The sequence below is a fragment of the Pseudomonas guariconensis genome (assembly GCF_900102675.1).
Classification (GTDB): Bacteria; Pseudomonadota; Gammaproteobacteria; order Pseudomonadales; family Pseudomonadaceae; genus Aquipseudomonas; species Aquipseudomonas guariconensis.
The window spans coordinates 116,560-136,962 of sequence record NZ_FMYX01000004.1; the positions used below are offsets into that span (position 1 = coordinate 116,560).

General features: G+C 58.4%; 21 protein-coding genes. 18 read left to right on the plus strand and 3 right to left on the minus strand.

What is annotated here, in order from left to right; all coding sequences use genetic code 11:
• Position 1: 1 nt before the first annotated feature.
• Genes recF through dnaA form a run of 3 tightly spaced genes read right to left on the minus strand, consistent with a single transcriptional unit; the run spans position 2 to position 3,800 of the window.
• Entirely contained in the window at positions 2-1,105 is a 1,104-nt protein-coding gene (recF, locus tag BLS27_RS08415) for a DNA replication/repair protein RecF (protein ID WP_043214211.1), read from the minus strand.
• 15 nt (positions 1,106-1,120) lie between these two features.
• Positions 1,121-2,224, minus strand: coding sequence for a DNA polymerase III subunit beta (gene dnaN, locus BLS27_RS08420; RefSeq protein ID WP_043214209.1), 1,104 nt, complete (start codon positions 2,222-2,224; stop codon positions 1,121-1,123).
• Positions 2,225-2,264: 40 nt separating this feature from the next.
• On the minus strand, positions 2,265-3,800 hold the full coding sequence (dnaA, locus tag BLS27_RS08425) for a chromosomal replication initiator protein DnaA (RefSeq protein WP_043214207.1): 1,536 nt from the start codon (positions 3,798-3,800) through the stop codon (positions 2,265-2,267).
• Positions 3,801-4,383: 583 nt separating this feature from the next.
• Between dnaA and rpmH the strand changes: the two genes are divergently transcribed.
• From rpmH to BLS27_RS08515, 18 genes are all read left to right on the plus strand, one after another.
• On the plus strand, positions 4,384-4,518 hold the full coding sequence (gene rpmH / locus BLS27_RS08430) for a 50S ribosomal protein L34 (RefSeq protein ID WP_003253163.1): 135 nt from the start codon (positions 4,384-4,386) through the stop codon (positions 4,516-4,518).
• A 13-nt stretch (positions 4,519-4,531) separates the two neighbouring features.
• On the plus strand, positions 4,532-4,936 hold the full coding sequence (gene rnpA, locus BLS27_RS08435) for a ribonuclease P protein component (protein ID WP_070574400.1): 405 nt from the start codon (positions 4,532-4,534) through the stop codon (positions 4,934-4,936).
• Positions 4,929-5,174, plus strand: a complete 246-nt coding sequence (gene yidD, locus BLS27_RS08440; RefSeq protein ID WP_011536514.1) for a membrane protein insertion efficiency factor YidD — start codon at positions 4,929-4,931, stop codon at positions 5,172-5,174. Before rnpA ends, yidD begins: the two co-directional genes overlap by 8 nt.
• Before the next feature lie 2 nt (positions 5,175-5,176).
• Entirely contained in the window at positions 5,177-6,859 is a 1,683-nt protein-coding gene (gene yidC, locus BLS27_RS08445) for a membrane protein insertase YidC (protein WP_043214205.1), read from the plus strand.
• Positions 6,860-6,943: 84 nt separating this feature from the next.
• Positions 6,944-8,314: a tRNA uridine-5-carboxymethylaminomethyl(34) synthesis GTPase MnmE gene (mnmE, locus tag BLS27_RS08450; RefSeq protein WP_090344136.1), complete on the plus strand. Its 1,371-nt coding sequence runs from the start codon at positions 6,944-6,946 to the stop codon at positions 8,312-8,314.
• A gap of 504 nt (positions 8,315-8,818) precedes the next feature.
• Positions 8,819-10,711, plus strand: a complete 1,893-nt coding sequence (gene mnmG / locus BLS27_RS08455) for a tRNA uridine-5-carboxymethylaminomethyl(34) synthesis enzyme MnmG (protein ID WP_090344138.1) — start codon at positions 8,819-8,821, stop codon at positions 10,709-10,711.
• The gene (gene rsmG / locus BLS27_RS08460; RefSeq protein ID WP_043214199.1) at positions 10,708-11,358 is read left to right on the plus strand and encodes a 16S rRNA (guanine(527)-N(7))-methyltransferase RsmG; all 651 of its coding nucleotides are present in this window, start codon (positions 10,708-10,710) and stop codon (positions 11,356-11,358) included. The genes mnmG and rsmG overlap by 4 nt, the downstream gene beginning before the upstream one ends.
• Positions 11,359-11,376: 18 nt before the next feature.
• Entirely contained in the window at positions 11,377-12,168 is a 792-nt protein-coding gene (locus tag BLS27_RS08465; protein WP_043214197.1) for a ParA family protein, read from the plus strand.
• A 9-nt stretch (positions 12,169-12,177) separates the two neighbouring features.
• Positions 12,178-13,050 (plus strand): ParB/RepB/Spo0J family partition protein, encoded by an 873-nt coding sequence (locus BLS27_RS08470; protein ID WP_043214196.1) that lies wholly within the window; start codon positions 12,178-12,180, stop codon positions 13,048-13,050.
• A 149-nt stretch (positions 13,051-13,199) separates the two neighbouring features.
• Complete coding sequence (locus tag BLS27_RS08475; RefSeq protein ID WP_043214193.1) at positions 13,200-13,607, plus strand: F0F1 ATP synthase subunit I; 408 nt, start codon at positions 13,200-13,202, stop codon at positions 13,605-13,607.
• A gap of 16 nt (positions 13,608-13,623) precedes the next feature.
• Positions 13,624-14,493: a F0F1 ATP synthase subunit A gene (atpB, locus tag BLS27_RS08480; RefSeq protein WP_023383137.1), complete on the plus strand. Its 870-nt coding sequence runs from the start codon at positions 13,624-13,626 to the stop codon at positions 14,491-14,493.
• Between the two features lie 145 nt (positions 14,494-14,638).
• Entirely contained in the window at positions 14,639-14,896 is a 258-nt protein-coding gene (gene atpE / locus BLS27_RS08485) for a F0F1 ATP synthase subunit C (protein ID WP_003097235.1), read from the plus strand.
• A gap of 57 nt (positions 14,897-14,953) precedes the next feature.
• Complete coding sequence (locus BLS27_RS08490) at positions 14,954-15,424, plus strand: F0F1 ATP synthase subunit B (protein WP_023383136.1); 471 nt, start codon at positions 14,954-14,956, stop codon at positions 15,422-15,424.
• Between the two features lie 12 nt (positions 15,425-15,436).
• The gene (locus BLS27_RS08495) at positions 15,437-15,973 is read left to right on the plus strand and encodes a F0F1 ATP synthase subunit delta (protein WP_043214190.1); all 537 of its coding nucleotides are present in this window, start codon (positions 15,437-15,439) and stop codon (positions 15,971-15,973) included.
• Positions 15,974-15,994: 21 nt separating this feature from the next.
• A complete protein-coding gene (atpA, locus tag BLS27_RS08500; protein ID WP_043214188.1) occupies positions 15,995-17,539 on the plus strand; it encodes a F0F1 ATP synthase subunit alpha in 1,545 nt (514 codons plus the stop codon).
• A 48-nt stretch (positions 17,540-17,587) separates the two neighbouring features.
• Positions 17,588-18,448, plus strand: a complete 861-nt coding sequence (gene atpG, locus BLS27_RS08505) for a F0F1 ATP synthase subunit gamma (RefSeq protein ID WP_023383133.1) — start codon at positions 17,588-17,590, stop codon at positions 18,446-18,448.
• Positions 18,449-18,475: 27 nt separating this feature from the next.
• Positions 18,476-19,852: a F0F1 ATP synthase subunit beta gene (gene atpD, locus BLS27_RS08510; protein WP_023383132.1), complete on the plus strand. Its 1,377-nt coding sequence runs from the start codon at positions 18,476-18,478 to the stop codon at positions 19,850-19,852.
• 44 nt (positions 19,853-19,896) lie between these two features.
• The gene (locus BLS27_RS08515; RefSeq protein ID WP_043214185.1) at positions 19,897-20,322 is read left to right on the plus strand and encodes a F0F1 ATP synthase subunit epsilon; all 426 of its coding nucleotides are present in this window, start codon (positions 19,897-19,899) and stop codon (positions 20,320-20,322) included.
• The last annotated feature ends 81 nt before the right edge of the window (positions 20,323-20,403 follow it).

Genomic DNA, 20,403 nt, shown 5'->3' on the forward strand with positions numbered 1-20,403 from the left:
TTCACTCCCGATGGTCGTGGGTCTGGGTGATACGGCCTTGTTCCACGTGGAACAAAGCAACTGGCGTTTCCGTCTGCCAGCCTTCCCTCAGTAATTCGTGATCTACACAGGTGATAAAAACCTGGCAGTGTAATTCTTCAAGCAAGCGACATAGCGCGAGACGATGCTGCTCATCCAGTTCGGACGGCAAGTCATCCACGAGATAAATACAATGACCGCGGCGTGCTTGGCTGACGAGGTGGCCCTGGGCAATCCGCAAGGCGCAGACAACCAGTTTCTGCTGACCTCGGGACAAAATGTCAGCGGCATTGTTTGCGCCCAATCGCAGACGCAAATCAGCACGCTGCGGCCCCGCCTGGGTGTGCCCGATTTGCTGATCGCGAAGAAGAGAGGAGGCGAGTACTTCGTTGAGTTCCCGGTCCTTGTCCCAGCCTCGGTAGTAGCTCAGGGTTAACCCGTCCAGCTCAACCAGTTCACTCAGGGTTCGCTCGAAGACAGGCTTCAAGGCCTTGATGTAATTGCGACGGTATTCATCTATCTCCGCACTGGCCAGGCATAACTCCCGGTCCCAGGCGGCTTGCGAAGCAGCGTCAAGTGTACCATGACGCAACCATGAGTTCCGCTGCCGCAGCGCCTTCTGCAGGCGCTGCCAGGCAGTCATGAATCGAGGTTCCACGTGGAACACTCCCCAATCCAGAAACTGCCGACGCACTTTCGGGGCACCCTCGAGCAGGCGGAAGCTGTCCGGGTTGATGAGCTGCAACGGCAGTAGTTCAGCGAGTTGAGCTGTACTACGCGCATTCTGCCCATCGATACGGATAGTGAAATCGCCCTGACGATCCCGCGATATTCCCAGATTGCTCGTTCCGCCTTCGACAAGCTGAACCTCTCCAAATACGGTGCAGGTAGGCTGCTCGTATTGAATGACCGGGTTCAGACGTGTACTGCGAAAGGAACGGGCGAGCCCCAACAGATGCACAGCTTCGAGCACGCTGGTCTTGCCGCTGCCGTTGGCGCCGTAAAGGATGTTGATGCGGGGGGAGGGAGAGAGGGTCACCGGGTGCAGGTTGCGCACCGCGGTGACCATGATACGTCGAAGTGACATTTGGCCTGCTACAGGTTACAGACGCATCGGCATGACGACGTAAGAAGAGTCATCGTTGCCGGCTTCCTGAAGCAGGGCGCTGCTATTGGAGTCGGACAGAATCAGGCGAACCTGCTCCGTGGTCATCACGCCCAACACGTCGAGCAGATAGCTGACGTTGAACCCGATCTCAAGCGAGCTGCCGTTGTAATCGACGCTGATTTCTTCCTCAGCCTCTTCCTGCTCCGGGTTATTCGCCTGGATCTTCAATTGGCCCGAAGCCAGTTGCAGACGAATGCCACGGTATTTCTCGTTGGAAAGGATGGCAGTACGGCTGAAGGCTTCTCGCAGGGCCTGGCGATCGCCGATCACCAGCTTGTCACCACCTTTTGGCAGCACACGCTCATAGTCCGGGAACTTGCCGTCTACCAGCTTGGAAGTAAAGGTGAACTCACCGGTGGTCGCACGAATATGGTGCTGACCTAGAACGATGCTGACCATGCCTTCCGGATCGGTGAGCAGACGCGCCAGCTCGAGAATACCCTTGCGTGGCACGATGACTTGGTGGCGTTCGGCCTGGCCAATGGCGGCTTGCATGGAGCACAGCGCCAGACGGTGACCGTCAGTGGCAACCGCTCGGAGGGTATCGGTCGACACTTCCAACAGCATGCCGTTGAGGTAGTAACGCACGTCCTGCTGAGCCATGGCGAAGCTGGTGCGCTCGATCAAGCGACGCAGCTTGCTCTGTTCCAGGTTGCAAGTCAGCGAGCCAGGACCTTCCTCGACGGTCGGGAAGTCATTGGCCGGCAGCGTCGAGAGGGTAAAACGGCTGCGCCCGGCCTTGACCAGCAACTTCTGCTCGTCGACCTTGATATCGATCAGAGCGTCGCTCGGCAAGCTCTTGCAGATATCCATCAGCTTGCGCGCTGGGACAGTGATCTCGCCCGGCTCGGCCGGCTCTTCCAGTTGCACACGGCCAACCAGCTCGACTTCCAGGTCGGTACCGGTCAACGACAGTTGCTGGCCTTGCACGACCAACAGCACATTGGACAGGACCGGCAAGGTCTGGCGGCGCTCGACGACGCCTGCGACCAGTTGCAGGGGTTTCAACAGGGCTTCGCGTTGAATGGTGAAATGCATGGTCTAGTCCCTTGCCTTCAATTAGCTGCACCGACGTTCATCAGGTCGTCAGCGTACGCAGCAGGTTCTTGTAGTCCTCGCGGATATCCGCATCGGATTCTTTCAGTTCGTTGATCTTGCGGCAGGCGTGCAGCACGGTGGTGTGGTCCCGACCGCCAAACATGTCGCCGATCTCCGGCAAACTGTGGTTGGTCAGTTCTTTGGACAACGCCATGGCAACCTGACGCGGGCGTGCAACCGAACGCGAACGTCGTTTGGACAACAGATCGGCGATCTTGATCTTGTAGTACTCGGCCACGGTGCGCTGGATGTTATCCACACTCACAAGCTTGTCTTGCAGAGCCAGCAGATCCTTGAGCGACTCGCGAATCAGCTCGATGGTGATATCCCGGCCCATGAAGTGGGAGTGGGCGATCACCCGTTTCAAAGCACCTTCCAGCTCACGCACGTTGGAGCGTATGCGCTGGGCGATGAAGAACGCTGCATCGTGGGGCAGCTCGACCTTCGCCTGGTCGGCCTTCTTCATAAGAATCGCCACGCGGGTTTCGAGCTCCGGCGGCTCCACGGCGACCGTCAGGCCCCAACCGAACCGCGATTTGAGGCGCTCCTCCAGGCCTTCGATTTCCTTCGGGTAACGGTCACTGGTGAGAATCACCTGCTGACCGCCCTCGAGCAAGGCGTTGAAGGTGTGGAAAAACTCTTCCTGGGAACGCTCCTTACGGGCGAAGAACTGGATATCGTCGATCAGCAATGCGTCGACTGAGCGATAGAAGCGCTTGAACTCGTTGATTGCATTGAGCTGCAGCGCCTTGACCATGTCGGCGACGAAACGCTCGGAATGCAGGTACACCACCTTGGCATTCGGGTTCTTTTTCAGCAGATGGTTACCCACAGCGTGCATGAGGTGGGTTTTACCCAGGCCCACACCACCATAAAGGAACAGCGGGTTGTAACCATGCTTAGGGTTGTCGGCCACCTGCCAGGCCGCAGCGCGAGCCAATTGGTTGGACTTACCCTCGACGAAGGTTTCGAAGGTGAAGGTACGGTTGAGGTAGCTGGTGTGCTTGAGCGCGCCTTCGACCTGGACCGTGCGTTGCTCGGTGCGTGTGCTGGTGGCCGGCGCAGAAGCAGGCTCGCCCATCACGTCGAAACTGTCGCGCGAAGACGGCTCTTCGATCTCGAGCGCAGGTGCCAGCTCAAGTGCAGGTTCAACGACCGGCTCGCTCGGCTGCACGACCTGTGCGGCTTGCTGGACTTGGGTCTGCTGGGCCATTGACGCAGCGACCGCGGCACTGACAGGCGCATTGGGTGCAGCACGCGGAGCGGAACTGCGACGGCTACCTATTAATAAGGAAAGGGCAGGCGCAATGCCATTGCCACGCTCGCCCAACAGCTCGAGCAGACGGCCCAGGTACTTTTCGTTGACCCAATCGAGAACGAAACGGTTGGGCGCATAGACGCGCAACTCGTCGCCTTCGGCTTCGACCTGTAGCGGACGGATCCAGGTGTTGAATTGCTGGGCAGGCAGTTCATCGCGCAGAAGCTCCACGCACTGCTGCCAAAGTTCCACTGACACGGATATCCCCTGAGTTGAAAGCCGGATGAGGCAAAAACAAACCGCCATTGTACCGGGAGGTAGACCAGTTATCCACATGTGACACCGACTTGCACAGGGACAAATCGGCCAAAAAACTTCCTAAACGCCTTACCTGCGCTGTGAATAAGCTCTGTGGATAACCAGCCCTGAGCACTATGCACAACCCCACCCTCAGACCTGTTGATAACTCAGCTGTGGATAACAAGCCGTTCGCTCCACAGGTTGTGCGTGTCATCAGCACAGCGAAGGCACCGCTTACCGACAAGGTTATGATTTCCTGAAACGCACGCGGATAAAGGCCTGGGGTAGGTTATCCACAGATCGTTATCCACTAAAGATCTATAAGTTCTTCAGAAAAGCTTTTTATATGTCCTTCTTTTTTTTCATGTTGTCCTCTCGCCCACGTCCGGATCAAGCCACCTGACGGCCTTCGACCCCTCCGTACCTTCTATAGGCAAAAGCTGGTTGGAAATTGACCTATGGGCTTGCTTTCTCTAGAATCGCCGGTCTCTTAAAAAGGGGGCCATTCCGGCCCGTTGTCGACAAACCCAGGTAACACGCCATGAAACGTACTTTCCAACCAAGCACCATCAAGCGCGCGCGCACCCACGGCTTCCGTGCCCGTATGGCTACCAAGAACGGCCGCGCTGTTCTGTCGCGTCGTCGTGCCAAAGGCCGTAAGCGTCTGGCAATTTGATTTTTCGGCACAGGTGGTGAGTCAGGACTTCAGTCGGGATAAGCGACTGCTTACACCCCGGCACTTCAAAGCGGTCTTCGACTCCCCAACCGGCAAGGTTCCAGGGAAAAACCTGCTGATCCTTGCTCGCGAGAACGGCCTCGATCATCCACGCCTCGGCTTGGTGATCGGCAAGAAGAGCGTCAAGCTCGCCGTTCAACGCAATCGTCTCAAGCGCTTGATGCGCGATTCGTTCCGTCTGAACCAGCAGCTGCTCGCCGGGTTGGACATCGTGATCGTCGCGCGCAAGGGATTGGGCGAGATTGAAAACCCAGAATTGCACCAACACTTTGGCAAGCTCTGGAAGCGACTGGTTCGCAGTCGGCCCTCTCCAGCGGCTAATGCCGATTCCGCAGGGGTAGACAGTCACGATGCGTAAACTGGCACTCGTTCCGATCCAGTTTTACCGTTATGCCATTAGTCCACTGATGGCCAGTCACTGTCGTTTCTACCCCAGTTGCTCCTGTTACGCTTATGAAGCCATTGAAAACCATGGCCTCTTGCGTGGTGGGTGGCTGGCCGTTCGTCGCCTGGGGCGTTGTCATCCGTGGAACGACGGTGGTTTCGATCCCGTTCCGCCCGCTCCTTCCTCCCGAACTTCTTCGATAGCCGAGTAATCATGGATATTAAACGCACGATCCTGATCGTCGCCCTGGCAATCGTGTCCTACGTCATGGTCCTGAAATGGAACCAAGACTACGGTCAGGCTGCCTTGCCGACTCAGAATACTGCTGCCAGCAATGTTGCCCCGGCGCTGCCGGACACCGTTCCGGCCGGCAATAACGGCGCCAGCGCCGATGTGCCGAGCACCAATGCTGAAGCGACCCCAGCGGAGCTGGCACCTGTCGCTGTCAGCAAGGACCTGATCCGGATCAAGACTGATGTCCTGGACCTGGCTATCGACCCGGTCGGCGGTGATATCGTCCAGTTGACTCTGCCGAAGTACCCGCGTCGCCAGGATCATCCGGACATTCCGTTCCAGCTGTTCGACAACGGTGGCGAGCGCGTCTACCTGGCCCAGAGTGGCCTGACGGGCAGCAACGGTCCGGACGCCCGTTCCACCGGCCGCCCGCTGTACGCTTCCGACAGCAAGAGCTACCAGCTGGCTGATGGCCAGGACCAACTGGTGGTGGACCTGAAGTTCAGCGAAAACGGCGTCAACTACATCAAGCGCTTCAGCTTCAAGCGCGGTGAGTACGACCTGACCGTCAGCTACCTGATCGATAACCAGAGCGGCCAAGCCTGGAACGGCAACCTGTTTGCCCAACTCAAGCGTGACGCCAGTTCCGATCCGTCGTCGAGCACTGCTACCGGCACCGCCACCTATCTGGGCGCAGCCCTGTGGACAGCTTCGGAGCCGTACAAGAAAGTGTCGATGAAGGACATCGACAAGGGCAGTTTGAAAGAAAATGTGTCCGGTGGCTGGGTTGCCTGGCTGCAGCACTACTTCGTGACCGCCTGGATCCCGAATAAATCGGACAACAACGTCGTCCAGACCCGCAAGGACAGCCAGGGCAACTACATCATCGGTTACACCGGTCCCGCTCTGAACGTCCCAGCTGGCGCCAAGGCTGAAACCAGCGCAATGCTGTATGCCGGTCCCAAGATCCAGTCCAAGCTCAAGGAACTGTCCCCAGGGCTGGAACTGACGGTCGACTATGGCTTCCTGTGGTTCATTGCCCAGCCGATCTTCTGGCTGCTGCAACATATCCACAGCCTGCTGGGTAACTGGGGCTGGTCGATCATCGTCCTGACCATGCTCATCAAAGGTCTGTTCTTCCCACTTTCCGCCGCCAGCTATCGCTCGATGGCGCGTATGCGCGCCGTTGCGCCGAAACTGGCCCAGCTCAAGGAACGCTTCGGTGATGATCGCCAGAAGATGTCCCAGGCGATGATGGAGCTGTACAAGAAAGAGAAGATCAACCCACTGGGTGGCTGCTTGCCGATCCTGGTCCAGATGCCGGTGTTCCTGGCGCTGTATTGGGTACTGCTGGAAAGTGTCGAGATGCGCCAGGCCCCATGGATGCTGTGGATTACCGACCTGTCGATCAAGGATCCGTTCTTCATCCTGCCGATCATCATGGGCGCCACCATGTTCATCCAGCAGCGTCTGAACCCGACTCCGCCGGATCCGATGCAAGCGAAGGTCATGAAGCTGATGCCGATCATCTTCACCTTCTTCTTCCTGTGGTTCCCAGCCGGTCTGGTGCTGTACTGGGTTGTGAACAACTGCCTGTCCATCGCACAGCAGTGGTACATCACCCGTAGCATCGAAGCCGCAACCAAAAAAGCTGCTGCTTGACCAACGGCTGACGGCCTGTGAATAAAAACGCCCCCTCGTGGGGCGTTTTTGCTATCTGTGTATTTTCCGTAGAGGTTTTCGAGCATGAACACTGTGCGTGAAACCATCGCCGCCATTGCCACCGCCCAGGGGCGCGGAGGCGTTGGCATCGTCAGGTTGTCCGGTCCACTGGCCAGCCAGGCAGGGCAGGCCATCACCGGCCGAATCCTGACGCCACGCCATGCCCACTATGGCCCGTTCCGTGACAACGATGGCCTGGTGTTGGATGAAGGCATCGCCTTGTTCTTCGCGGGGCCGAACTCATTTACCGGCGAAGATGTCCTGGAGCTGCAAGGCCATGGTGGTCCGGTGGTGATGGACATGCTCCTGCAGCGCTGTCTGCAGCTGGGTTGCCGCCTTGCACGCCCAGGTGAATTCAGCGAACGGGCGTTTCTCAACGACAAACTCGACCTCGCCCAGGCTGAAGCGATCGCCGACCTGATCGAGGCGAGCTCCACCCAGGCAGCGCGAAACGCCCTTCGCTCACTGCAGGGCGCTTTCTCCAAGCGGGTGCACGATCTGACCGAAGCGTTGATCGCATTGCGCATCTACGTCGAGGCGGCGATCGACTTCCCTGAAGAGGAGATCGATTTTCTAGCCGATGGCCATGTACTGTCGATGCTCGATAACGTGCGCAGCGAGTTGTCCACAGTCCAGCGTGAAGCCGGGCAGGGCGCTTTGCTGCGCGACGGCATGACCGTCGTCATCGCTGGTCGTCCGAATGCCGGCAAGTCCAGCCTGCTCAATCGCCTGGCTGGTCGGGAAGCCGCTATCGTCACGGACATCGCCGGGACCACGCGGGATATCCTGCGTGAACATATCCACATCGATGGCATGCCGCTGCACGTAGTGGACACCGCTGGCCTGCGCGACACTGACGATCATGTGGAAAAGATCGGCGTCGAACGTGCCCTGAAGGCCATCAATGAAGCGGATCGGGTGCTCTTGGTAGTGGATTCCACAGCGCCGGAAGCAAGCGATCCGTTCGCCCTGTGGCCAGAATTTCTCGACAAGCGGCCAGACCCAGCCAAGGTCACACTGATACGAAACAAGGCCGACCTCAGTGGTGAGTCAGTCGGCATGGAGCAGTGTGAAGATGGCCATGTGACCATCACCCTCAGCGCCAAGGGTGAAGACGGTGGGCTGGAGTTGTTACGCGATCATCTCAAGGCTTGCATGGGCTACGAGCAGACTGCCGAAAGCAGTTTCAGCGCCCGACGGCGTCATCTGGAAGCCCTGCGCCAAGCCGAGTCGCATCTGGAGCATGGTCGCGCTCAACTGACCTTGGCCGGCGCCGGAGAATTACTGGCCGAAGACCTGCGACAGGCACAGCAAGCACTGGGCGAGATCACCGGGGCCTTCAGTTCCGACGACCTGCTGGGACGTATCTTCTCGAGCTTCTGTATCGGCAAATAGCGTCGCGCCGAGGTTTTACACAGAGCCGCTCCACCGGGAGCGGCTTTTTTTTGCCTGTGGAAAGACCCGGCGGGCAGCCCGATCGCGGAAAAAATCATCAACAGATGCGAAGCAGAGCGGATAAGCTCTGTGGAAAAGTCGCCTTCAGCACCGTTGATAACCAGCTATTTTTGTTGAGGACAAACCGCCCTGTGGGTAATTGGCACTTTAATCCACAGGTTAAACGCTGTTATCCAGAACCCTCATGCCCCTTCAAACACAGGGTTTTGAATCCACCAAGAGTGCATGGATACTGGGCTGCATAAGTTTATCCACAGGTGGCTAGGTGCATAAGAATAAACATAAAAACAAAGCTTTTTTAAATTTTTCCTCTTTGTTTTCTTTTACCTGCCATTCATCCACAGCCTGGTCAAATTTTGCTCAGAAGGTTCCTTTGAAGGGGGTGAAGTCCCTATACTTGTCCGCTTACCTTCTCTATTCGCAAAAACAGGCACGAGGTGCGTGGTGGATTTCCCTTCCCGTTTTGAAGTGATCGTCATCGGCGGCGGCCATGCCGGTACCGAGGCTGCGCTTGCGTCCGCACGCATGGGTGTGAAAACCCTGCTGCTGACCCATAACGTGGAAACCCTCGGTCACATGAGCTGCAACCCGGCTATCGGTGGCATTGGCAAGAGTCACCTGGTCAAGGAAATCGATGCGCTCGGCGGCGCCATGGCGCTGGCCACCGACAAAAGCGGCATCCAGTTTCGTATCCTGAACAACCGCAAAGGCCCGGCCGTTCGTGCGACCCGTGCCCAGGCTGACCGCGCTATCTACAAGGCCGTGGTCCGCGAGATCCTGGAAAACCAGCCGAACCTGTGGATATTCCAGCAGTCCTGTGATGACCTGATCGTCGAGCAGGACCAGGTCAAAGGTGTCATTACCCAGATGGGTCTACGCTTTTTCGCCGACTCGGTGGTTCTGACTACTGGTACCTTCCTCGGTGGACTTATCCACATCGGTCTGCAGAACTATTCCGGCGGTCGTGCAGGCGATCCGCCCGCGATCGCCTTGGCCCACCGCCTGCGTGAACTGCCGCTGCGCGTCGGTCGTCTGAAAACCGGTACCCCACCCCGTATCGACGGGCGTTCGGTTGACTTCTCGGTGATGACCGAGCAACCCGGTGACACACCGATTCCAGTCATGTCGTTCATGGGCAATGCCGACATGCACCCACGCCAGGTGAGTTGCTGGATCACCCACACCAATGCCCGTACCCACGAGATCATCGCCTCGAACCTCGACCGTTCACCGATGTACTCGGGCGTCATCGAAGGCGTAGGACCGCGGTACTGCCCATCGATCGAAGACAAGATCCATCGCTTCGCCGACAAGGAAAGCCACCAGGTGTTCATCGAGCCGGAAGGCCTGACCACCCACGAGCTATACCCCAACGGCATCTCCACTTCGCTGCCGTTCGATGTGCAACTGGACATCGTCCGCTCGATCCGTGGCATGGAAAATGCCCACATCGTTCGCCCGGGCTACGCCATCGAGTACGACTATTTCGACCCGCGCGACCTCAAGTACAGCCTGGAGACCAAGGTCATTGGCGGGCTGTTCTTCGCCGGGCAGATCAATGGCACCACCGGCTACGAAGAGGCCGGGGCCCAAGGTCTGCTGGCTGGCACCAACGCCGCGCTTCGCGCCCAGGGCCGTGACAGCTGGTGTCCGCGCCGCGACGAGGCCTACATCGGTGTACTGGTCGACGACCTGATTACTCTCGGTACCCAAGAGCCATACCGCATGTTCACTTCGCGTGCCGAATACCGGCTGATCCTGCGCGAGGACAATGCCGATCTGCGCTTGACAGAGAAGGGCCGCGAGCTCGGGCTGATCGACGACGCCCGCTGGACGGCGTTCTGCGCCAAGCGTGAAGGCATCGAGCGGGAGGAACAGCGGCTGAAGTCCACATGGATCCGTCCGGGAACGCCCGAAGGCCAGGCGGTTGTGGATAAGTTCGCCACACCGCTGAGCCATGAGTACAACTTGCTGAACTTGCTGGCGCGTCCTGAAATCGACTATGCCGGATTGATCGAAGCGACCGGTGGGGAACAAATCGATCCACAGGTGGCCGAACAGGTCGAGATCAAGACCAAGTACGCCGGCTATATCGACCGTCAGCAGGAAGAAATCGCCCGCCTGCGTGCCAGCGAAGATACCCGTCTGCCTGTGGATATCGACTACACCACGATTTCCGGGCTGTCTAAGGAAATCCAGAGCAAGCTCGGCCAGACGCGTCCAGAGACCCTCGGGCAGGCTTCGCGTATTCCGGGCGTGACGCCCGCCGCAATTTCCCTGTTGCTGATTCATCTGAAAAAACGCGGCGCAGTCCGCGAATTGGAGCAAAGCGCTTGAGTTCCCTGGTCACCCCGCAACATGCAGAAGAGTTGTCCACAGGCGCGCGCCAGCTCGGTGTCGAGCTGAGCCCGCAACAGCAGGAAAAACTGCTGGGTTACCTGGCCCTGTTGATCAAGTGGAACAAAGCGTACAACCTGACCGCAGTGCGCGACCCAGACGAGATGGTGTCGCGCCATTTGCTGGACAGCCTGAGCGTCATGTCGTTTATCCACAAAGACACCCAGCGTTGGCTGGATGTCGGCAGTGGCGGCGGTATGCCGGGGATTCCGTTGGCCATTCTGCATCCGCACAAGCAAGTGACGCTTCTCGACAGCAATGGCAAGAAGACACGCTTCCTTACCCAGGTGAAGATGGAGCTCAAGCTGGACAACCTGCAGGTTATCCACAGCCGGGTGGAAGAGTTCCAACCGGCGCAGCCGTTCTGCGGGATCATCTCTCGTGCGTTCAGCAGCATGGAGAACTTCACCAACTGGACACGCCACTTGGGCGACGCCCGGACGCAATGGCTTGCAATGAAGGGGCTGCATCCGGCCGATGAACTGGTAGCATTGCCCGCAGACTTCACAGTGGAAAGCGAGCAGGCCCTGACCGTTCCGGGTTGCCAGGGCCAGCGCCATCTGCTGATACTGCGCCGCAAGGCATGACTGGGAACACACGCAACAATGGCTAAGGTATTCGCAATCGCGAACCAGAAAGGTGGTGTGGGCAAGACCACCACCTGTATCAATCTCGCCGCATCGCTGGCCGCGACCAAACGTCGCGTGCTGCTGATCGACCTCGATCCACAGGGCAACGCCACCATGGGTAGTGGTGTGGACAAGCACGTCCTGGAGCATTCGGTCTATGACCTGCTGATCGGGGAATGCGACTTGGCCCAGGCCATGCACTACTCCGAGCATGGCGGCTTCCAGCTGCTGCCGGCCAACCGCGACCTCACGGCCGCTGAAGTGGTGCTGCTGGAAATGCAGATGAAGGAGAGCCGCCTGCGCAACGCGTTGGCGCCGATCCGCGAGAATTACGATTTCATCCTCATCGACTGCCCACCCTCGCTGTCGATGCTGACCCTCAATGCCCTAGTCGCCTCCGATGGCGTGATCATTCCGATGCAGTGCGAGTACTACGCGCTCGAAGGTCTCAGCGACCTTGTGGATAACATCAAGCGCATCGCCGCCCGCCTGAACCCGGAGCTGAAGATCGAAGGTCTGCTGCGGACCATGTATGACCCGCGCCTGAGCCTGAACAACGATGTGTCGGCCCAGCTCAAGGAGCACTTCGGAGACCAGTTGTACGACACGGTCATTCCTCGCAACATTCGCCTGGCCGAGGCGCCGAGTTTCGGCATGCCGGCCCTGGCCTACGACAAGCAATCGCGTGGCGCACTGGCCTACCTGGCACTGGCCGGGGAACTGGTGCGCCGTCAACGCCGTCAATCACGCACTGCACAGACAACTTAAGGAATCCGCATGGCCGTTAAGAAACGGGGTCTCGGACGTGGGTTGGATGCACTGCTCAGTGGTCCTTCCGTCGGCGCGCTCGAAGAGCAGGCTGTGAAGGTGGACCAGAAGGAACTGCAACACCTGCCGGTCGAACTGATCCAGCGTGGCAAGTATCAGCCACGCCGCGACATGGACCCCGAAGCGCTCGAAGAACTGGCGCACTCGATTCGCAACCAGGGCGTGATGCAACCGATCGTGGTCCGCCCGATCGGTGAGAACCGCTACGAAATCATCGCCGGTGAGCGCCGCTGGCGCGCCACCCAGCAGGCTGGCCTGGACACCATTCCGGCCATGGTCCGCGAAGTGCCGGACGACGCCGCCATCGCGATGGCCCTGATCGAGAACATCCAGCGTGAGGATCTCAACCCGCTGGAAGAAGCTCTGGCGCTTCAGCGTCTGCAGCAGGAATTCGAGCTGACCCAGCAACAGGTCGCTGATGCCGTGGGCAAGTCACGGGTTACCGTGGCCAACCTGCTGCGCCTGATCTCACTGCCCGAAGCGATCAAGACCATGCTGGCCCACGGCGACTTGGAGATGGGCCATGCCCGTGCATTGCTTGGGCTGGAAGAAAATCGCCAGGAAGAGGGGGCGCGGCATGTTGTCGCACGTGGCCTTACCGTGCGCCAGACCGAGGCATTGGTGCGTCAATGGCTCAATGGCAAATCTGATCCGGTCGAGCCGAGCAAACCTGATCCGGATATCGCGCGCCTTGAACAGCGTCTGGCAGAGCGCCTGGGCTCGGCGGTTCAGATACGTCATGGCAACAAGGGCAAAGGCCAACTTGTAATTCGTTACAACTCTCTTGATGAGTTGCAAGGCGTACTGGCTCACATTCGCTGAAACACTTCCTGTTGTAGCGCGCAGTCGGAAATCACTACCGAATAGTTGAATAGGGGTTAAACCACCCCTATACTCTGCGCGCATTTTGTCGGCACAAATTATGCCAAGTCATTGCTGACTTGACGGTCGACTTTCGAGGAGCAGTTGTGATGGAAATCCGCACGCCAAACCGCTTGCCTTTCCATCGCTGGGCGGTTTTTCCGGTACTGCTGGCTCAATGTATCGTGTTTCTGCTGGCAACTCTGGTGTTGTGGCAGTGGCAAGGAGCGGTCAGCGGTTATTCAGGTCTCTGCGGAGGGCTGATTGGCTGGCTGCCCAATGTGTATTTCGCCTGGAAGGCTTTTCGCTATAGCGGGGCCAGGGCAGCGCAGGCCATCGTCAAGTCGTTTTACGCAGGCGAGGCAGGCAAATTGATTTTGACGGCAGTGCTTTTTGCACTGACCTTCGCAGGAGTGAAGCCATTGGCGCCGTTAGCAGTATTCGGCGTCTTCCTGCTGACCCTACTGGTCAGCTGGTTCGCGCCCCTGCTGATGAATAAAAGACTTTCGAGACCTTAGGGCGTTTGAGGCAACCATGGCAGCAGAAACCGCTTCGGGCTATATCCAGCACCACTTGCAGAACCTGACCTACGGTCAACTACCAGACGGCAGCTGGGGCTTCGCCCATTCGGCTGCAGAAGCCAAGGCAATGGGCTTCTGGGCGTTCCACCTGGACACCCTGGGTTGGTCCGTCGCGCTGGGTCTGATCTTCCTGTTCATCTTCCGCATGGCAGCCAAGAAGGCGACTTCCGGCCAGCCTGGCGGTCTGCAGAACTTCGTCGAAGTGCTGGTGGACTTCGTCAACGGCAGCGTGAAGGATTCCTTCCATGGCCGTAGCCCGGTGATCGCCCCACTGGCGCTGACCATCTTCGTCTGGGTGTTCCTGATGAACGCCATCGACCTGGTACCGGTCGACTGGATTCCGCAGCTGGCCATCCTGATCTCTGGCGACCCGCACATTCCGTTCCGTGCCGTGTCGACCACCGACCCGAACGCGACCCTGGCCATGGCCTTCTGCGTGTTCGCCCTCATCATTTTCTACAGCATCAAGGTCAAGGGCCTGGGCGGCTTCATCGGTGAGCTGACCCTGCACCCGTTCGGCAGCAAGAACATCTTCGTTCAGATCCTGCTGATCCCTGTGAACTTCCTGCTGGAATTCGTCACCTTGATCGCCAAACCGATCTCGCTGGCACTGCGTCTGTTCGGCAACATGTACGCCGGCGAACTGGTGTTCATCCTGATCGCCGTGATGTTCGGCGCCGGCATCCTCTGGCTCAGCGGCCTGGGTGTGGTGCTGCAGTGGGCGTGGGCTGTGTTCCACATCCTGATCATCACCCTGCAAGCCTTCATCTTCATGATGCTCACCATCGTCTACCTGTCGATGGCTCACGAAGATAACCATTAAGACCGCCTGGCGTGTCTGATAGCCTTCCCTGCCTGTTTGGGGGGAAGGCTGAAAACGTCCGCAAGGGCACCGCTGTACCAAACGATTTGTTTTACCGCTTCAAACTAAAAACCTAACCAATACGACGTAAAAGTCGGGAGGAAAGATGGAAACTGTAGTTGGTCTGACCGCTATCGCTGTTGCTCTGCTGATCGGCCTGGGTGCTCTGGGTACCGCCATTGGTTTCGGCCTGCTGGGCGGCAAGTTCCTGGAAGGCGCTGCTCGTCAGCCTGAGATGGTTCCGATGCTGCAGGTCAAAATGTTCATCGTTGCCGGTCTGCTCGACGCCGTAACCATGATCGGTGTTGGTATCGCTCTGTTCTTCACCTTCGCGAACCCCTTCGTTGGTCAGATCGCCGGCTAATCACTCGTTTCTACGAGTTGATTGGTGTGATGGACAAAGACCGAGCGAGGTGTTGGCGTGAACATTAATGCAACCCTGATTGGCCAATCCGTTGCTTTCCTGATTTTTGTGCTCTTCTGCATGAAGTACGTATGGCCTCCGGTCATCACTGCTCTGCAAGAGCGCCAGAAGAAGATTGCCGACGGCTTGGACGCTGCCAACCGCGCAGCTCGCGACCTGGAGCTGGCCCAAGAGAAAGCGGGTCAGCAACTGCGTGAAGCAAAGGCACAGGCAGCCGAAATCATTGAGCAAAGCAAGAAACGCGCTGCTCAGCTTGTCGAGGAAGCCCGTGAACAGGCTCGCGTCGAAGCTGACCGTGTGAAGGCTCAGGCTCAAGCCGAGATCGAACAGGAACTCAACAGCGTCAAAGACGCCCTGCGTGCCCAAGTGGGTGCCCTGGCCGTTGGCGGTGCTGAAAAGATCCTTGGCGCCACAATCGATCAAAACGCGCATGCGGAGCTGGTTAACAAACTGGCCGCTGAAATTTAAGCGAGGGCGATCATGGCAGAACTGACCACGTTGGCCCGACCTTACGCTAAGGCTGCCTTTGAGCACGCCCAGGCCCATCAGCAACTGGCCAATTGGTCAGCCATGCTCGGCCTGGCTGCTGCGGTGTCGGAAGACGACACCATGCAGCGCCTGCTCAAGGCCCCGCGACTGACAAGCGCAGAAAAGGCCGCCGCATTCATTGAAGTGTGCGGTGACAAGTTCGATGCACAGGCACAGAATTTCATTCATGTTGCCGCGGAAAACGACCGTCTCCTGCTCCTGCCGGAGATTGCCGCTCTTTTCGACCTGTACAAGGCCGAGCAAGAGAAATCCGTGGACGTGGAAGTCACCAGTGCTTTTGCGTTGAACCAAGAACAGCAAGACAAACTCGCCAAGGTTCTCAGTGCACGGCTCAGCCGGGAAGTGCGCCTGCACGCGTCGGAGGATGCCAGCCTGATCGGCGGCGTCGTCATCCGCGCCGGCGACCTGGTAATCGATGGCTCGGTTCGCGGCAAGATCGCGAAACTGGCCGAAGCATTGAAATCTTGAGTTTGAAGGGGCAGCAGAGCAATGCAGCAACTCAATCCTTCCGAAATTAGTGAAATCATCAAGGGTCGCATCGAGAAGCTCGATGTCGGCTCCCAAGCCCGTAACGAAGGTACCGTCGTAAGCGTTTCCGACGGTATCGTGCGGATCCACGGTCTGGCCGACGTTATGTACGGCGAAATGATCGAGTTCCCGGGCGGCGTATACGGTATGGCACTGAACCTGGAGCAAGACTCCGTAGGTGCGGTGGTACTGGGTGCGTACACCTCCCTCGCCGAGGGCATGAGCGCCAAGTGCACCGGTCGCATCCTCGAAGTGCCGGTCGGCAAGGGCCTGCTGGGCCGCGTCGTTGACGCGCTGGGCAACCCTATCGATGGTAAAGGTCCTCTGACCACCACCGAAACCGACGCGGTCGAGAAGGTCGCTCCGGGCGTTATCTGGCGTAAATCGGTAGACCAGCCTGTACAGACTGGCTACAAATCGGTCGACGCCATGATCCCGGTTGGCCGTGGCCAGCGCGAGCTGATCATTGGTGACCGTCAGATCGGTAAGACCGCTATGGCGGTCGATGCGATCATCAACCAGAAAAACAGCGGTATCTTCTGCGTTTACGTGGCCGTCGGCCAGAAGCAGTCGACCATCGCCAACGTCGTTCGCAAGCTGGAAGAAGCCGGCGCCCTGGCCAACACCATCGTTGTTGCCGCCAGCGCCTCGGAATCCGCCGCACTGCAGTTCCTGGCCCCGTACGCCGGCTGCACCATGGGCGAATACTTCCGTGACCGCGGTGAAGACGCACTGATCGTTTACGATGACCTGTCCAAGCAGGCCGTTGCCTACCGTCAGATCTCCCTGCTGCTGCGCCGTCCGCCAGGACGTGAAGCGTACCCAGGCGACGTGTTCTATCTCCACTCCCGTCTGCTGGAGCGTGCATCTCGCGTTTCCGAAGAGTACGTCGAGAAGTTCACCAACGGTGCCGTGACTGGCAAGACCGGTTCCCTGACCGCTCTGCCGATCATCGAAACCCAGGCTGGCGACGTTTCCGCGTTCGTTCCGACCAACGTGATCTCGATCACCGACGGTCAGATCTTCCTGGAATCGGCCATGTTCAACTCGGGCATCCGCCCTGCAGTTAACGCCGGTGTTTCGGTATCCCGTGTTGGTGGTGCCGCCCAGACCAAGATCATCAAGAAGCTGTCCGGTGGTATCCGTACCGCTCTGGCTCAGTACCGTGAACTGGCTGCATTCGCCCAGTTCGCTTCTGACCTGGACGAGGCTACTCGCAAGCAGCTGGAGCATGGTCAGCGCGTTACCGAGCTGATGAAGCAGAAGCAGTACGCTCCGATGTCCATCGCGGACATGGCGCTGTCGCTGTACGCCGCTGAGCGTGGCTTCCTGACCGACGTAGAAGTCTCCAAGGTCGGTAGCTTCGAGCAAGCACTGATCGCCTACTTCAACCGTGATCACGCCGAACTGATGGCCAAGATCAACGTGAAGGGTGACTTCAACGACGAAATCGACGCTGGCATCAAAGCCGGTATCGAGAAGTTCAAGGCCACCCAGACCTGGTAAGCCGCAGTGGGGGCTCCGGCCCCCGCTTGCTAACCTGATAGGTGATACATGGCAGGCGCAAAAGAGATTCGCAGTAAGATTGCGAGCATCAAAAGCACGCAAAAAATTACCAGCGCCATGGAGAAAGTGGCGGTCAGCAAGATGCGCAAGGCACAACTGCGCATGGCTGCTAGCCGTCCTTACGCGGAGCGTATCCGCCAGGTGATCGGTCATCTGGCCAACGCCAACCCGGAATACCGCCACCCGTTCATGATCGAGCGCCCTGTAAAGCGCGCCGGTTATATCGTGGTGAGCAGTGACCGTGGTCTGTGCGGTGGCTTGAACACCAACCTGTTCAAGGCCCTGGTCAAGGACATGAACGAGAACCGCGAACAGGGCGTTGAAATCGACCTGTGCGTGATCGGCAGCAAGGGTGCGACTTTCTTCCGCATCTTTGGCGGCAACGTAGTAGCCGCGATCAGCCACCTGGGCGAAGAGCCATCGATCAACGATCTGATCGGCTCCGTCAAAGTGATGCTGGACGCCTACCTGGACGGCCGTATCGATCGCCTCTCGGTGGTTTCGAACAAGTTCATCAACACCATGACCCAAAAACCGACGGTCGAGCAATTGGTACCGTTGGTGGCAACCCCGGATCAGGATCTCAAGCATCACTGGGACTACCTGTACGAACCCGACGCAAAAGAGCTGCTGGACGGCTTGATGGTGCGTTACGTGGAGTCGCAGGTGTACCAGGCGGTGGTCGAGAACAACGCTGCTGAACAAGCGGCCCGGATGATCGCCATGAAGAACGCCACAGACAACGCCGGTGATTTGATCAGCGAACTCCAGCTGATCTACAACAAGGCGCGTCAGGCTGCGATCACCCAGGAGATCTCGGAAATCGTCGGCGGCGCTGCCGCGGTTTAACGGTTCAAATATTCAGAGGATCCAGCTATGAGTAGCGGACGTATCGTTCAAATCATCGGCGCCGTCATCGACGTGGAATTCCCACGTGACGTCGTGCCGAGTGTTTACAACGCGCTGAAAGTACAAGGCGCGGAAACCACCCTCGAAGTTCAGCAGCAGCTGGGCGACGGCGTGGTTCGTACCATTGCGATGGGCTCCACCGAAGGCCTGAAGCGCGGTCTGGATGTCGTCGACACCGGTGCTGCCATCTCTGTTCCAGTCGGTAAGGCCACCCTGGGCCGTATCATGGACGTTCTGGGCAACCCGATCGACGAAGCTGGCCCGATCGGCGAGGAAGAGCGCCGTGGTATCCACCAGAAGGCGCCTTCGTTCGCTGACCAGGCAGGCGGCAACGACCTGCTGGAAACCGGCATCAAGGTAATTGACCTGGTCTGCCCGTTCGCCAAGGGTGGTAAGGTGGGTCTGTTCGGTGGTGCCGGTGTCGGCAAGACCGTCAACATGATGGAACTGATCCGTAACATCGCCATCGAGCACAGCGGTTACTCCGTGTTCGCCGGTGTGGGTGAGCGTACTCGTGAGGGTAACGACTTCTACCACGAGATGAAGGACTCCAACGTTCTCGACAAAGTAGCACTGGTCTACGGTCAGATGAACGAGCCACCAGGAAACCGTCTGCGCGTAGCGCTGACCGGTCTGACCATGGCTGAGAAGTTCCGTGACGAAGGTAACGACGTTCTGCTGTTCGTCGACAACATCTATCGTTACACCCTGGCCGGTACCGAAGTATCCGCACTGCTGGGCCGTATGCCTTCGGCAGTAGGTTACCAGCCGACCCTGGCCGAAGAGATGGGCGTTCTGCAAGAACGTATCACTTCGACCAAAGAAGGTTCGATCACCTCGATCCAGGCCGTATACGTACCTGCGGACGACCTGACCGACCCGTCGCCAGCCACCACCTTCGCCCACTTGGACGCCACCGTCGTTCTGTCCCGTGACATCGCCTCCCTGGGTATCTACCCAGCGGTCGACCCACTGGACTCGACTTCGCGCCAGCTGGACCCGAACGTGATCGGCAACGAGCACTACGAAACTGCCCGTCAGGTTCAGTATGTTCTGCAGCGCTACAAAGAGCTGAAGGACATCATCGCGATCCTGGGTATGGACGAACTGTCCGAAGCCGACAAGCAACTGGTTGCCCGCGCTCGTAAGATCCAGCGCTTCCTGTCGCAGCCGTTCTTCGTGGCCGAAGTCTTCACCGGTTCGCCAGGCAAGTACGTTTCCCTGAAAGACACCATCGCTGGCTTCAGCGGCATCCTCAAAGGTGACTACGACCACCTGCCAGAACAAGCGTTCTACATGGTCGGCAGCATCGACGAAGCGATCGAGAAAGCCAAGAAACTGTAATCCCGGCGCCCCGAAAGGGGCGCTAATCAGGTTGAGGCAAGCAGATGGCTATGACAGTCCATTGCGATATCGTCAGCGCGGAAGGAGAAATCTTCTCCGGTCTGGTCGAGATGGTGGTTGCGCACGGCAACCTGGGCGATCTGGGTATCGCTCCAGGCCACGCGCCGCTGATCACCAATCTGAAACCAGGTCCGATCACGCTGACCAAGCAGGGTGGCGATCGCGAGGTGTTCTACATCTCCGGTGGTTTCCTGGAAGTGCAGCCGAACATGGTCAAGGTACTCGCCGATACCGTGCAACGTGCCGCCGACCTGGACGAAGCCTCCGCTCAGGATGCCGTCAAGGCTGCTGAGAAGGCCCTGCATGAGAAAGGCGCGGATTTCGACTACAGTGCCGCATCCGCACGTCTGGCCGAGGCCGCAGCTCAGCTGCGTACCGTCCAGCAGATCCGCAAGAAGTTCGGCGGCTGATACCGCAGGCTTCATGCAGATTGAGAAAAAGGGTAGCCATCGGCTACCCTTTTTCTTTTTGTCCTTCATATACCGGTCATG

Excerpts from the sequence above, each read along its gene's own strand:
- recF (WP_043214211.1), bottom strand. The coding sequence starts at position 1,105 with ATGTCACTTCGACGTATCATGGTCACCGCGGTGCGCAACCTGCACCCG.
- dnaN (WP_043214209.1), bottom strand. The coding sequence starts at position 2,224 with ATGCATTTCACCATTCAACGCGAAGCCCTGTTGAAACCCCTGCAACTG.
- rpmH (WP_003253163.1), top strand. The coding sequence starts at position 4,384 with ATGAAACGTACTTTCCAACCAAGCACCATCAAGCGCGCGCGCACCCAC.
- yidD (WP_011536514.1), top strand. The coding sequence starts at position 4,929 with ATGCGTAAACTGGCACTCGTTCCGATCCAGTTTTACCGTTATGCCATT.
- yidC (WP_043214205.1), top strand. The coding sequence starts at position 5,177 with ATGGATATTAAACGCACGATCCTGATCGTCGCCCTGGCAATCGTGTCC.
- mnmE (WP_090344136.1), top strand. The coding sequence starts at position 6,944 with ATGAACACTGTGCGTGAAACCATCGCCGCCATTGCCACCGCCCAGGGG.
- BLS27_RS08465 (WP_043214197.1), top strand. The coding sequence starts at position 11,377 with ATGGCTAAGGTATTCGCAATCGCGAACCAGAAAGGTGGTGTGGGCAAG.
- BLS27_RS08470 (WP_043214196.1), top strand. The coding sequence starts at position 12,178 with ATGGCCGTTAAGAAACGGGGTCTCGGACGTGGGTTGGATGCACTGCTC.
- BLS27_RS08475 (WP_043214193.1), top strand. The coding sequence starts at position 13,200 with ATGGAAATCCGCACGCCAAACCGCTTGCCTTTCCATCGCTGGGCGGTT.
- atpB (WP_023383137.1), top strand. The coding sequence starts at position 13,624 with ATGGCAGCAGAAACCGCTTCGGGCTATATCCAGCACCACTTGCAGAAC.
- atpE (WP_003097235.1), top strand. The coding sequence starts at position 14,639 with ATGGAAACTGTAGTTGGTCTGACCGCTATCGCTGTTGCTCTGCTGATC.
- BLS27_RS08495 (WP_043214190.1), top strand. The coding sequence starts at position 15,437 with ATGGCAGAACTGACCACGTTGGCCCGACCTTACGCTAAGGCTGCCTTT.
- atpA (WP_043214188.1), top strand. The coding sequence starts at position 15,995 with ATGCAGCAACTCAATCCTTCCGAAATTAGTGAAATCATCAAGGGTCGC.
- atpG (WP_023383133.1), top strand. The coding sequence starts at position 17,588 with ATGGCAGGCGCAAAAGAGATTCGCAGTAAGATTGCGAGCATCAAAAGC.
- atpD (WP_023383132.1), top strand. The coding sequence starts at position 18,476 with ATGAGTAGCGGACGTATCGTTCAAATCATCGGCGCCGTCATCGACGTG.
- BLS27_RS08515 (WP_043214185.1), top strand. The coding sequence starts at position 19,897 with ATGGCTATGACAGTCCATTGCGATATCGTCAGCGCGGAAGGAGAAATC.